This is a genomic window from Methylobacterium sp. Gmos1, from assembly GCF_053764715.1.
The window spans coordinates 522,375-535,655 of the sequence record NZ_JBSNCC010000002.1; the positions used below are offsets into that span (position 1 = coordinate 522,375).

7 protein-coding genes are annotated in these 13,281 nt (G+C 67.2%); all 7 read left to right on the forward strand.

Going from position 1 to position 13,281, the window contains the following annotated elements:
* Nucleotides 1-16: 16 nt before the first annotated feature.
* Complete coding sequence (locus ACS5PV_RS05585) at nucleotides 17-1,630, forward strand: B12-binding domain-containing radical SAM protein (protein ID WP_455394364.1); 1,614 nt, start codon at nucleotides 17-19, stop codon at nucleotides 1,628-1,630.
* A 508-nt stretch (nucleotides 1,631-2,138) separates the two neighbouring features.
* Nucleotides 2,139-2,672: a 50S ribosomal protein L10 gene (gene rplJ, locus ACS5PV_RS05590; RefSeq protein ID WP_203157569.1), complete on the forward strand. Its 534-nt coding sequence runs from the start codon at nucleotides 2,139-2,141 to the stop codon at nucleotides 2,670-2,672.
* 51 nt (nucleotides 2,673-2,723) lie between these two features.
* Nucleotides 2,724-3,101 carry a 50S ribosomal protein L7/L12 gene (rplL, locus tag ACS5PV_RS05595; RefSeq protein WP_048435095.1) on the forward strand — a complete coding sequence of 126 codons (378 nt, stop codon included), beginning with the start codon at nucleotides 2,724-2,726 and terminating at the stop codon, nucleotides 3,099-3,101.
* Between the two features lie 275 nt (nucleotides 3,102-3,376).
* Complete coding sequence (gene rpoB, locus ACS5PV_RS05600; protein WP_455394365.1) at nucleotides 3,377-7,501, forward strand: DNA-directed RNA polymerase subunit beta; 4,125 nt, start codon at nucleotides 3,377-3,379, stop codon at nucleotides 7,499-7,501.
* A gap of 132 nt (nucleotides 7,502-7,633) precedes the next feature.
* Entirely contained in the window at nucleotides 7,634-11,839 is a 4,206-nt protein-coding gene (rpoC, locus tag ACS5PV_RS05605; protein ID WP_455394366.1) for a DNA-directed RNA polymerase subunit beta', read from the forward strand.
* Between the two features lie 439 nt (nucleotides 11,840-12,278).
* Nucleotides 12,279-12,650, forward strand: a complete 372-nt coding sequence (gene rpsL, locus ACS5PV_RS05610; protein WP_048429408.1) for a 30S ribosomal protein S12 — start codon at nucleotides 12,279-12,281, stop codon at nucleotides 12,648-12,650.
* 119 nt (nucleotides 12,651-12,769) lie between these two features.
* Entirely contained in the window at nucleotides 12,770-13,240 is a 471-nt protein-coding gene (gene rpsG, locus ACS5PV_RS05615; RefSeq protein ID WP_099906230.1) for a 30S ribosomal protein S7, read from the forward strand.
* Nucleotides 13,241-13,281: the final 41 nt, after the last annotated feature.

Below are 13,281 nucleotides of genomic sequence, written 5' to 3' on the forward strand. Positions count from 1 at the left end.
TGCTACATACGGTGCCATGCGCAGCACCGTCCCGGTCTCCTCCTCGCGACGCATCCTCTGCGTCTTCCCCGCCTACACGCCGTCCTTCGGCACCTTCTCGCACGCCTATCCGCTGATGGGCGGCGTGAAGGCCTTCATGCCGCCGCAGGGGCTCCTGGTGATCGCCGCCTACATGCCGGAGGCATGGGAGGTCCGGTTCATCGACGAGAACATCGCTCGGGCCAGCCCCGAGGATTTCGCCTGGGCCGACGCGGTGTTCGTGTCGGGCATGCACATCCAGGAGGGCCAGATCCACGAGATCGGCCGCCGGGCGCATGCCGCCGGCAAGGTCGCGGTCCTGGGCGGTCCTTCCGTCTCCGGCGCGCCGGAGAAGTACCCGGACTTCGACTACCTCCATATCGGCGAGATCGGCGACGCCACCGACAGGCTGATCCGGCGCCTCGACGAGACCGTGGCGGTGCCGGCCGAGCCGGAGCGCTTCGAGACCGCCGACCGGCTCGCCCTGTCCGACTTTCCGGCTCCGGCCTACGAGCGGGTGCCGCTCAAGCGCTACCTGATCGGCTCGCTGCAATTCTCGTCGGGCTGCCCGTATCGCTGCGAGTTCTGCGACATCCCGCAGCTCTACGGCCGCCAGCCGCGGCTCAAGACCCCCGAGCAGCTCTGCGCCGAGCTCGACGCCATCGTGGCGCAGCCCGCGCACCCGGCGGTGGTGTACTTCGTCGACGACAACTTCATCGGCAACCGCAAGGCGACGCGCGAGATGCTGCCCCACCTGGTGGAGTGGCAGAAGCGGAACAACTACCCCCTCCAGTTCGCCTGCGAGGCGACGCTGAACATGGCCAAGCAGCCCGAGATCCTCGAGCTGATGCGCCAGGCGAACTTCATGACGGTGTTCGTCGGCATCGAGACCCCGGAGGCCGACGCGCTCAAGGGCATCGACAAGACCCACAACGCCGCCGTGCCGATGTACGAGGCGATCGAGACCTTGAACTCCTACGGGCTCGAGGTCACCTCCGGCATCATCCTCGGGCTCGACAGCGACACCGACAAGTCCGAGCAGAACCTGATCGACTTCATCGACCGGTCGGCGATTCCCGTGCTGACCATCAACCTGCTCCAGGCGCTGCCCAAGACCCCGCTCTGGGACCGGCTGGAGCGGGAGGGCCGGCTCGTCCACGATGCCAGCCTCGAATCGAACGTGCTGTTCAAGCGCCCGCACGACGACGTGGTGAAGTCCTGGCGCCGCGCCATCGCCCACGCCTACTCGCCCGAGCAGCTGTTCGAGCGCTTCAAGCGCCAGTGCGACGTCACCTATCCGCACCGGATCACCACCCCGACCTCGGGCAAGCTGACGCTGACCAACCTGCGCCGCGGGCTGATCCTGGGCTTCAACATCGTCACCCGGGTCGGCCTGTTCTCCGACTATCGCAAGCCGTTCTGGCGCGCGGCGGCCTACGCGCTGAAGCGGGGGCAGATCGAGGCGGTGTTCAACATGGGCTTCGTCGCCCATCACCTGATCCGCTTCACCCGCGAGGCCCTGCGCGGCGAGCACAACGCCTCGTTCTACGCCGCGCAGGACAAGGCGAAGGCGGAGGCCGCCGCGAGGGGAGGGGCCCGGCAGGCGGCGTGATCGCGCGGCCCTGACGGGAATTCGGCCCCTGCGACCGAATTTCCCCTCCCCGGGCACTTGGCAGGCCGCTTGCACGCCGCTATAGACCCGGCTCCACGTTTCCGAGATCGAAAGGATTCGGCCACCCGGCCGATCCTGGAGAGAGGTCCCCGGGCGACCGGGCGACCAAAGTGGCCGGAAGGGCTCAGGGGGCAACCCCTCGCGCCCCGTCCGGCCATGTCCTGTCCGAGACTGCAGGCGCCGGCATCCGCCGGCTTAATCCGCAAAGCCTGCACAGACGGGGAAGACCGAGTTTCACCGCCCCCATGGCCTGCCTCAGGCCGGCGGGGCGTCGGTTTGAACCATCTCGCCCGAGGCGAGGGACGTCATCGTCCTTGGCATCGGGGGCAGGGCCGTGAAAGCGTCGTTCAGGACGTCGCGGTCTTTCTCGTGAAGGCCCCGGCTCATCCTGGGCGGCAACTGCAACCGGCGGGGCCCATCCGGGTTCCGCCAACCGGAGAGAGCCAAGGTGGACAGAGCAGCAAAAGCTGATCTCGTCTCGACGCTCAACGGGGTGTTCACCAGCACCTCCGTCGTCGTCGTGGCCCACTACAAGGGCCTCACGGTCGCCGACATGCAGAAGCTGCGCTCGCAGATGAAGCAGGCCGGCGCCACCGTGAAGGTCGCGAAGAACCGCCTCGCCAACATCGCTCTCGAAGGCACGGACGTCGCCTCCATTCAGCCCCTCCTGAAGGGTCCGACCCTGCTCGCCTATTCGAGCGATCCGGTCGCGGCCGCCAAGGTGGCGGTGGACTTCGCCAAGGCCAACGAGAAGCTGGTCATCCTCGGCGGAGCCATGGGGACGACCGCCCTGAACCCGGACGGCGTGAAGGCCCTGGCCTCGCTGCCGTCCCTGGACGAACTGCGCGCCAAGATCGTGGGCCTGGTCCAGGCTCCCGCGACCAAGATCGCCCAGGTCGTCAACGCGCCGGCCGCCAAGCTCGCGCGCGTGTTCGGGGCCTATGCCAAGACCGGCGACGCCCAGACCGACGAAGCGGCCTAACGGGCTGTTCGAGACCAAACCGTTCAAACCGACAACATCAGGAAGTGAAAAATGGCTGATCTTGCCAAGCTCGTCGACGACCTGTCCTCGCTGACCGTTCTCGAGGCCGCCGAGCTCGCGAAGATGCTCGAGGAGAAGTGGGGCGTTTCGGCCGCTGCCGCCGTCGCCGTCGCCGCCGGCCCGGCCGGTGGCGCCGCTGCCCCGGCCGCCGAGGAGCAGACCGAGTTCACCGTTGTCCTGGCCTCGGCCGGCGACAAGAAGATCGAGGTCATCAAGGAGGTCCGCGCGATCACCGGTCTCGGCCTCAAGGAGGCCAAGGACCTGGTCGAGGGCGCTCCGAAGCCGGTCAAGGAGGGCGTGTCCAAGGACGACGCCGCCAAGCTCAAGGCTCAGCTCGAGAAGGCCGGCGCCAAGGTCGAGCTCAAGTAAGTCGATGGCGGGCCGTCCGGCCCGCCACGCGTCCCGGACCGGCCACGGGCCGGTCCGGGGCCACCAGCCCGCGGGCCTCGCGCTCGCGGGCTATGGTCGCTTTAGGCGCACCCCCTCGGGATCCGGGGTACGGATCACCATATAGGTTTTGCAAGGGTTGCGGGCGGCCGGTGCACGGGCGGTCCGCGCGGTTCCAGGCAGGTTTGATGCAGGCTCGATTCGGCCGGCGTCCCACCGGGGCCGTATAAGCGGTGGATGAGGAGCGAGGTCAACCCATGGCCAACACGCTGGTCGGTCGCAAGCGCATTCGCAAGTTCTTCGGCAAGATTCGGGAAGTCGCCGAGATGCCGAACCTCATCGAGGTCCAGAAGGCGTCATACGACCAGTTCCTGATGGTGGACGAGCCCGAGGGCGGGCGCGCCGACGAGGGCCTGCAGTCGGTCTTCAAGTCCGTCTTCCCGATTTCCGACTTCTCCTCGACCGCGCTCCTCGAGTTCGTCAAGTACACGTTCGAGCAGCCGAAATACGATGTCGACGAGTGCCGCCAGCGCGGCATCACCTTCGCGGCCCCGCTCAAGGTCACGCTGCGGCTGATCGTGTTCGATGTCGATCCCGATACCGGCGCCAAGTCGGTCAAGGACATCAAGGAGCAGGACGTCTACATGGGCGACATGCCCCTGATGACGGAGAACGGCACCTTCATCGTCAACGGCACCGAGCGCGTCATCGTCTCGCAGATGCACCGCTCGCCGGGCGTGTTCTTCGACCACGACAAGGGCAAGACCCACTCCTCGGGCAAGCTGCTGTTTGCCGCGCGCATCATCCCGTATCGCGGCTCCTGGCTCGACGTCGAGTTCGACGCCAAGGACATCGTGCACGCGCGCATCGACCGCAAGCGCAAGATCCCCGTCACCTCGCTGCTCTTCGCGCTCGGCCTCGACGGCGAGGAGATCCTGTCGACCTTCTACAACCGCGTCACGTATAGCCGTGACGGGCACGACTGGCGCGTGCCCTACGACGCCGAGCGGCTGAAGGGCTTCAAGGCCTCGACCGACCTGATCGACGCCGATTCGGGCGAGGTGGTGCTCGAGGCCGGCAAGAAGCTGACCGCCCGCGCCGCCCGCCAGATCGCCGAGAAGGGCGTGAAGGCTCTGCGTGCCACCGACGACGACCTGATCGGCCAGTACATCGCCGAGGACATGGTCAACTACAAGACCGGCGAGATCTACGCCGAAGCCGGCGACGAGATCAGCGAGAAGGTGCTCAAGGGCCTCTCCGACGTCGGCATCGAGGAGATCCCGGTCCTCGACATCGACCACGTCAACATCGGTCCCTACATCCGCAACACGCTCGCCGTCGACAAGAACTCGGCCCGCGAGGGCGCGCTGTTCGACATCTACCGGGTGATGCGTCCGGGCGAGCCGCCGACCCTCGACACCGCCGAGGCGATGTTCCACTCGCTGTTCTTCGACGCGGAGCGCTACGACCTCTCGGCCGTCGGCCGGGTGAAGATGAACATGCGCCTCGACCTCGACGCGGCCGACACCGTGCGGACGCTGCGGCGCGAGGACATGCTGGCGGTCGTCAAGGCGCTGGTCGACCTGCGCGACGGCAAGGGCGAGATCGACGACATCGACCACCTCGGCAACCGCCGGGTGCGCTCGGTCGGCGAGCTGATGGAGAACCAGTACCGTCTGGGCCTCCTGCGCATGGAGCGCGCCATCAAGGAGCGGATGTCATCGGTCGACATCGACACCGTGATGCCGCAGGACCTCATCAACGCGAAGCCCGCGGCGGCGGCGGTGCGCGAGTTCTTCGGCTCGTCGCAGCTGTCGCAGTTCATGGACCAGACCAACCCGCTCTCCGAGGTGACGCACAAGCGCCGTCTCTCGGCGCTCGGCCCGGGCGGTCTGACCCGCGAGCGCGCCGGCTTCGAGGTGCGCGACGTGCACCCGACCCATTACGGCCGGATCTGCCCGATCGAGACGCCGGAAGGCCCGAACATCGGCCTCATCAACTCGCTCGCGACCTTCGCGCGCGTCAACAAGTACGGCTTCATCGAGACCCCGTTCCGCCGCGTGCGCGACGGCGTGGTCACCGACGAGGTCGCCTACCTGTCGGCGATGGAGGAGGCGAAGTACCACGTCGCCCAGGCCAACGCGCAGATGGACGAGAACCGCAAGCTCACGGAGGACCTGGTGGTCTGCCGGCGGGCGGGCGAGGTGATCGTCGTCGGCCCCGAGCGGGTCGACCTGATGGACGTGTCGCCGAAGCAGCTCGTGTCGGTCGCCGCGGCGCTGATCCCGTTCCTCGAGAACGACGACGCCAACCGCGCGCTGATGGGCTCGAACATGCAGCGCCAGGCGGTGCCGCTGGTTCGCGCCGACGCGCCCTTCGTCGGCACCGGCATGGAGGCGGTGGTCGCGCGCGATTCGGGTGCCGCCATCGGCGCCCGGCGCGCGGGCATCATCGATCAGGTCGACGCGACCCGCATCGTCATCCGCGCCACCGACGAGGCCGACGCCTCGAAGCCCGGCGTCGACATCTACCGGCTGCAGAAGTTCCAGCGCTCGAACCAGTCGACCTGCATCACCCAGAAGCCGCTCGTGCGCGTCGGCGACGTGGTGAAGAAGGGCGACATCATCGCCGACGGTCCCTCGACCGAGTTCGGCGAGCTGGCGCTCGGCCGCAACGTGCTCGTCGCGTTCATGCCGTGGAACGGCTACAACTTCGAGGACTCGATCCTGCTCTCCGAGCGGATCGTGAAGGATGACGTGTTCACCTCGATTCATATCGAGGAATTCGAGGTGATGGCCCGCGACACCAAGCTGGGTCCGGAGGAGATCACCCGCGACATCCCGAACGTCTCGGAGGAGGCGCTCAAGAACCTCGACGAGGCCGGCATCGTCTATATCGGCGCCGAGGTCCACGCGGGCGACATCCTGGTCGGCAAGATCACCCCGAAGGGCGAGAGCCCGATGACGCCGGAGGAGAAGCTGCTCCGCGCCATCTTCGGCGAGAAGGCCTCGGACGTGCGCGACACCTCGTTGCGGGTGCCGCCGGGCGTCACCGGCACGATCGTCGAGGTCCGGGTGTTCAACCGCCACGGCGTCGACAAGGACGAGCGCGCGCAGGCCATCGAGCGCGAGGAGATCGAGCGCCTCGCCAAGGACCGCGACGACGAGCAGGCGATCCTCGACCGCAACACCTACGCGCGCCTGGGCGACCTTCTGGTCGGCCAGTCGCCGGTCGCCGGCCCGAAGGGCTTCAAGAAGGACACCACGCTGACCCGCGAGCTGCTGGCGGATTATCCCCGCTCGCAGTGGTGGCAGTTCGCGGTCGTCGAAGACCGTCTCATGACCGAGATGGAGGCGATGCAGAAGCAGTACGACGAGTCGAAGAAGCGCCTCGAGCAGCGCTTCCTCGACAAGGTCGAGAAGCTGCAGCGCGGCGACGAGTTGCCCCCGGGCGTCATGAAGATGGTCAAGGTCTTCGTGGCGGTGAAGCGCAAGATCCAGCCCGGCGACAAGATGGCGGGCCGCCACGGCAACAAGGGCGTCGTGTCGCGCATCGTTCCGATCGAGGACATGCCGTTCCTGGAGGACGGTACGCACGCCGACATCGTGCTCAACCCGCTCGGCGTGCCGAGCCGGATGAACGTCGGCCAGATCCTCGAGACGCATCTGGGCTGGGCCGCCGCGGGCCTGGGCCGCCAGGTCTCGCAGGCCGTGGACGCGTACCTGCGCACCCACGACATCGAGCCCCTGCGCGAGCGCATGAAGGCGATCTACAGCGAGACCGAACTGGCCGGCCTGACCGACCAGGATCTCGCCGAGGTCGGCAACAACCTGCGCCGCGGCGTCCCGATGGCCACCCCGGTGTTCAACGGCGCCAAGGAAGCCGACATCGAGACGATGCTGGAGATGGCGGGTCTCGACCGCTCGGGCCAGTCGACGCTCTACGACGGTCGCACCGGCGAGCCCTTCGACCGCAAGGTCACGGTCGGCTACATCTACATGCTGAAGCTGCACCACCTGGTGGACGACAAGATCCACGCGCGCTCGATCGGCCCGTACTCGCTCGTCACCCAGCAGCCGCTGGGCGGCAAGGCGCAGTTCGGCGGCCAGCGCTTCGGCGAGATGGAGGTGTGGGCCCTCGAGGCCTACGGCGCCGCCTACACGCTGCAGGAGATGCTGACGGTGAAGTCCGACGACGTTGCCGGCCGCACCAAGGTCTACGAGGCCATCGTGCGCGGCGACGACACCTTCGAGGCGGGCATCCCGGAGAGCTTCAACGTGCTGGTGAAGGAGATGCGGTCGCTCGGCCTCAACGTCGAGCTCCTGTCCTCCAAGCGTGCCGCCAACGATCAGCTCGAAGCGCCTCCCGAGGCGGCCGAGTAAGCGCGACCCGACCTCATCCTGACGACGGCGGCGGGGCCCTCATCCACGAGGGCCCCGCCGCCGAAACCCGTTTCATCAGACGGCGGCCCCGGCTCGGCCCTTCGCGGCGCCCCGTCAGCCAAGGAGCAGATCATGAACCAAGAGGTCATGAATCTTTTCAACCAGCAGGCTCAGCCTCAGAGCTTCGACCAGATCAAGATCTCGATCTCGTCGCCTGAGAAGATCCTGTCCTGGTCCTACGGCGAGATCAAGAAGCCCGAGACCATCAACTATCGCACGTTCAAGCCCGAGCGTGACGGCCTGTTCTGCGCCCGGATCTTCGGGCCGATCAAGGATTACGAGTGCTTGTGCGGCAAGTACAAGCGCATGAAGTACAAGGGCGTGATCTGCGAGAAGTGCGGCGTCGAGGTGACTCTCGCGCGCGTCCGTCGCGACCGCATGGGTCACATCGAGCTCGCCGCGCCCGTCGCCCACATCTGGTTCCTGAAGTCGCTGCCGAGCCGCATCGGCCTGCTTCTCGACATGGCGCTCAAGGACCTCGAGCGCATCCTGTACTTCGAGTCTTACGTCACCATAGAGCCGGGCCTCACCCCGCTGAAGGAGCGTCAGCTCCTCAGCGAAGAGGAGTACCTGCGCGCGCAGGAGGAGTACGGCGAGGACAGCTTCACCGCCATGATCGGCGCGGAGGCGATCCGGCGCATCCTCCAGGAACTCGACCTCGACAAGATCGCGGCCGACCTGCGCGAGGAGATCGCCACCACCACCTCCGAGCTGAAGCCCAAGAAGCTCCTGAAGCGCCTCAAGATCATCGAGGCGTTCCAGATGTCGGGCAACCGGCCCGAGTGGATGATCCTGACCGTCGTGCCGGTGATCCCGCCGGACCTGCGCCCGCTCGTTCCCCTCGACGGCGGCCGCTTCGCGACCTCGGACCTCAACGACCTCTACCGCCGCGTCATCAACCGCAACAACCGCCTCAAGCGGCTGATCGAGCTGCGCGCGCCGGACATCATCATCCGCAACGAGAAGCGGATGCTGCAGGAGGCGGTCGACGCGCTGTTCGACAACGGCCGGCGCGGCCGCGTCATCACGGGCGCCAACAAGCGCCCGCTGAAGTCGCTCGCCGACATGCTGAAGGGCAAGCAGGGCCGGTTCCGCCAGAACCTGCTCGGCAAGCGCGTCGACTATTCCGGCCGCTCGGTCATCGTCGTCGGCCCGGAGCTGAAGCTGCACCAGTGCGGGCTGCCGAAGAAGATGGCGCTCGAGCTGTTCAAGCCGTTCATCTACGCGCGCCTCGACGCCAAGGGCTTCTCGGCCACGGTGAAGCAGGCCAAGAAGCTCGTCGAGAAGGAGAAGCCGGAGGTCTGGGACATCCTGGACGAGGTGATCCGCGAGCATCCCGTGATGCTGAACCGGGCGCCGACGCTGCACCGGCTCGGCATCCAGGCCTTCGAGCCGAAGCTGATCGAGGGCAAGGCGATCCAGCTGCACCCGCTGGTCTGCGCCGCGTTCAACGCCGACTTCGACGGCGACCAGATGGCCGTGCACGTCCCGCTGTCGCTGGAAGCGCAGCTGGAAGCGCGCGTCCTCATGATGTCGACGAACAACATCCTGCACCCGGCGAACGGCGCGCCGATCATCGTGCCGTCGCAGGACATCGTGCTCGGCCTGTACTACCTGTCGATCGTCGCCGACGGCTCGCCGGGTGAGCACAAGCCGAACGACCCGAAGAACCCGATGCGCGGCGTGTTCGGCGATTTCGGCGAGCTCGAGCACGCGCTCGCGGCCCGCACCGTGACGCTGCACACCAAGATCAAGTGGCGCTGGAAGGGCCTCGACGCCGAGGGCAACGAGGTCACCCGGATCTACGACACCACGCCGGGTCGCGTGATCCTGTCGAGCGTGCTCCCGCGCCACAAGCGCGTCCCCTTCGACGTCGTCAACAAGCTGATGACGAAGAAGGAGATCTCGGCGATGATCGACACCGTCTACCGCCATTGCGGTCAGAAGGAGTCGGTGATCTTCTGCGACCGGATCATGGGTCTCGGCTTCATCCACGCCTTCCGCGCCGGCATCTCGTTCGGCAAGGACGACATGGTGGTGCCGGACAACAAGTGGTCGATCGTCGACGAGACCCGCTCGCTGGTGAAGGACTACGAGCAGCAGTATCAGGACGGCCTGATCACCCAGGGCGAGAAGTACAACAAGGTCGTGGACGCCTGGGCCAAGTGCTCCGACCGTCTCGCCGGCGAGATGATGAACCGCATCTCGTCCGTGCAGAAGGACGAGCACGGCGCCGACAAGCAGGTCAACTCGATCTACATGATGAGCCACTCGGGCGCCCGTGGCTCGCCGGCGCAGATGAAGCAGCTCGCGGCGATGCGCGGTCTGATGGCCAAGCCCTCGGGCGAGATCATCGAGACCCCGATCATCTCGAACTTCAAGGAAGGCCTCGACGTGCTCGAGTACTTCAACTCGACGCACGGCGCCCGCAAGGGCCTCGCCGACACCGCGCTCAAGACCGCGAACTCCGGTTACCTGACCCGCCGCCTCGTCGACGTGGCCCAGGACGCGGTGATCCGCGAGACCGACTGCGGCACCGAGAGCGGCATCCGGATGCGCGCGATCATCGATGCCGGCCAGGTCGTGGCCTCGCTGGCGACCCGCATCCTCGGCCGCGCCACGGCCGAGGACCTGGTCGCCAATGACGGCTCGATCATCGTCGCCAAGGGCGAGACGATCGAGGAGAAGCACCTCGAGCCGATCACCAAGGCCGGCATCCAGGAGGTGAAGATCCGTTCGGTCCTGGTCTGCGCGACCCGGAACGGCGTCTGCGCCACCTGCTACGGGCGCGATCTCGCCCGCGGCACGCCCGTCAACATGGGCGAGGCCGTCGGCGTCATCGCGGCGCAGTCGATCGGCGAGCCGGGCACCCAGCTCACGATGCGCACCTTCCACATCGGCGGTGCGGCGCAGATCGCCGACTCGTCCTTCATCGAGTCGAGCTTCGAGGGCACGGTCAAGATCCGCAACCGCGGTCTCGCCCGCAACTCGGACGGCGACCTCGTCGCCATCGGCCGCAACGTCGCGGTGGTGATCGTCGGGCCGGACGGCACCGAGCGGGCGGTCCACCGCCTGCAATACGGCGCCCGCGTCCGCGTGGACGAGGGCGACGCGATCAAGCGCGGCCAGCGCATCGCCGAGTGGGATCCCTACACCCGGCCGATCCTGACCGAGATCGACGGCATCGTGGCCTACGAGGACCTGATCGACGGCCAGTCGATCACCGAGACGACCGACGAATCGACCGGCATCGCCAAGCGCGTCGTCATCGACTGGCGCGGCTCGGCGCGGACGGCGGACCTGCGGCCGGCGCTCGCGGTCCACGACCAGAACGGCCGGGTGCAGAAGCTGCCGCGCGGCTCGGACGCGCGCTCGCTCCTGCCGGTCGAGGCGATCATCGGCGTCGACCCGGGCACCCGGGTCAAGGCCGGCGACATCCTCGCCCGCGTCTCGACCGACAGCGCCAAGACCCGCGACATCACCGGCGGTCTGCCGCGGGTGGCGGAGCTGTTCGAGGCGCGCCGGCCGAAGGACGCGGCGATCATCGCCGAGAAGTCCGGCACGATCTCGTTCGGGCGCGACTACAAGAACAAGCGCCGCCTGAGCCTGACCCCGCACGACGGCTCCGAGCCGGTGGAGTACCTGATCCCGAAGGGCAAGCACATCCACCTGCAGGACGGCGACGTGGTCGAGCTCGGCGACTTCATCGTCGACGGCAACCCGGCGCCGCACGACATCCTGGCGATCAAGGGCGTGGAGGAGCTCGCCGCCTACCTCGTCAACGAGATCCAGGAGGTCTACCGGCTCCAGGGCGTGTCGATCAACGACAAGCACATCGAGGTCATCGTCCGGCAGATGCTGCAGAAGGTGGAGATCACCGACGGCGGCGACTCCGAGATCCTGACCGGCGACCAGATCGACCGGATGGAGCTGGCCGAGTTCAACGAGAAGCTGCTCGCCGAGGGCAAGAAGCCGATCCAAGGCGTCCCCGTCCTGCTCGGCATCACCAAGGCCTCGCTGCAGACCCGCTCGTTCATCTCGGCGGCCTCGTTCCAGGAGACCACCCGCGTCCTCACCGAGGCGGCGGTCAACGGCAAGGTCGACAACCTCGAGGGCCTGAAGGAGAACGTCATCGTCGGCTCGCTGATCCCGGCGGGCACCGGCGCGATGATCGCCGACATCAAGTCGATCGCGCGCCGCCGCGACGGCCTGATCATGGCCCAGAAGTCGGCCGAGAGCGGCGCGGCGGTCGCCGAGCAGCTCCCCGCCGCCGAGTAGGGCAGGGGCTTGTCAAGCGGGCGCCCGCGTCCGCCGGACCCGACGAAAAAAGGCCGGCGCTCCCTTCCGGGGGCGCCGGCCTTTTCGCGTAAGCAGCCAAGCTTTAAGGGAAAGTTTCCGCTTGACGTCCGGCGGACGAGACCGTAATAGCCCGTCCTACTGAACGGCTGGCCGTAGGCGACAGCTGATCGACGTGCCCTTCGTGCCTCGATCCAAGTCTCCTAAACGCGACCGAACTTCAACCGACTGACACGTGTCAGACCGGCATGATCGCTGGGGCTTTGCCTCCGGTGGTCCTCTGCTCGCATGGCGCGCCAAAGGCTGGTTTCAGCCTGGGGCGCGATTTGCGTTGCGCTTCGTCCTCGAAGCGACGGTCGTTCAGACGAGATATTGGGAAACGACGGTCGCCAGGACGGCGATGCGTTGCGAGAGGAATGGCATGCCGACGATCAACCAGCTGATCGCCAATCCGCGGAAGGCGCAGAAGGCCCGCAACAAGGTGCCGGCTCTCGATGCCTGCCCGCAGAAGCGCGGCGTCTGCACCCGCGTCTACACCACGACCCCGAAGAAGCCGAACTCGGCGCTCCGCAAGGTCGCCAAGGTTCGCCTGACCAACGGCTTCGAGGTCATCGGCTACATCCCGGGCGAGGGCCACAACCTTCAGGAGCACTCCGTGGTGATGATCCGCGGCGGCCGCGTGAAGGATCTTCCGGGCGTGCGCTACCACATCCTGCGCGGCGTGCTCGACACCCAGGGTGTCAAGAACCGCAAGCAGCGTCGCTCGAAGTACGGCGCCAAGCGTCCGAAGTAAGTTCGAGACCCGGAACGGTATCTATCGCCTGTCCCGCAAGGATGTCGCCGGCCCGACGGGCCCCAGGCGGCCTGCGTGGGACACAACAGTTGATTTTTAGAACTTAGACGGAGCGAGCGATGTCCCGCCGCCACAGCGCCGAGAAGCGCGAGATCATCCCCGACGCCAAGTACGGCGACGTCGTCCTCACCAAGTTCATGAACTCGGTGATGTACGAGGGCAAGAAGTCGGTCGCCGAGAACATCGTCTACGGCGCGTTCGACATCATCGAGGCCCGGGCCAAGGCGAACCCGATCGAGGTGTTCCGCGCCGCCCTCGACAACGTCGCCCCGGCGATCGAGGTCCGCTCCCGCCGCGTCGGCGGTGCGACCTACCAGGTCCCGGTCGAGGTCCGCACCGAGCGCCGCCAGGCGCTGGCGATCCGCTGGCTGATCCAGGCCGCCCGCTCGCGCAACGACCGCACCATGGTCGAGCGCCTGTCGGCCGAGCTGCTCGACGCCGCCAACAACCGCGGCAACGCCGTGAAGAAGCGCGAGGACACCCACCGGATGGCCGAGGCCAACCGCGCGTTCTCGCACTACCGCTGGTAAACGCCGCTTCGCCGCCGCCCTCCGGGCGCGGCGGCCCCCAT

Excerpts from the sequence above, each read along its gene's own strand:
- ACS5PV_RS05585 (WP_455394364.1), top strand. The coding sequence starts at position 17 with ATGCGCAGCACCGTCCCGGTCTCCTCCTCGCGACGCATCCTCTGCGTC.
- rplL (WP_048435095.1), top strand. The coding sequence starts at position 2,724 with ATGGCTGATCTTGCCAAGCTCGTCGACGACCTGTCCTCGCTGACCGTT.
- rpoB (WP_455394365.1), top strand. The coding sequence starts at position 3,377 with ATGGCCAACACGCTGGTCGGTCGCAAGCGCATTCGCAAGTTCTTCGGC.
- rpoC (WP_455394366.1), top strand. The coding sequence starts at position 7,634 with ATGAACCAAGAGGTCATGAATCTTTTCAACCAGCAGGCTCAGCCTCAG.
- rpsL (WP_048429408.1), top strand. The coding sequence starts at position 12,279 with ATGCCGACGATCAACCAGCTGATCGCCAATCCGCGGAAGGCGCAGAAG.
- rpsG (WP_099906230.1), top strand. The coding sequence starts at position 12,770 with ATGTCCCGCCGCCACAGCGCCGAGAAGCGCGAGATCATCCCCGACGCC.